This window comes from Pantoea sp. GbtcB22, from assembly GCF_019091025.1.
GTDB classification, from domain to species: domain Bacteria; phylum Pseudomonadota; class Gammaproteobacteria; order Enterobacterales; family Enterobacteriaceae; genus Pantoea; species Pantoea leporis.
In genome coordinates this window covers 1-240 of the sequence record NZ_JAGXKB010000729.1, presented here as the reverse complement: position 1 = coordinate 240, position 240 = coordinate 1, and the positions used below count along the sequence as shown (strand labels likewise).

The window sequence follows — 240 nt, the reverse complement described above, 5'->3', positions numbered from 1 at the left end:
AAACCCATCGAAACAAGACGACTTGATTAAGGCGTTTAAAGCCTTATTGAAGGAAGAGAAATTCAGCTGCCAGGGCGAAATCGTGCAGGCGCTGCAGGAAGACGGCTCCGAGAATATTAATCAGTCCAAAGTTTCTCGCATGCTGACCAAGTTTGGCGCGGTGCGCACGCGCGACGCCAAGATGGAGATGGTTTACTGCCTGCCTGCTGAACTCGGCGTGCCCACCACCACCAGCCCGCT

1 pseudogene is annotated in these 240 nt (G+C 54.2%); it reads left to right on the top strand.

What is annotated here, in order from left to right:
* A pseudogene (locus tag KVT28_RS26510) lies at positions 1–240 on the top strand (arginine repressor); the annotation flags it as partial.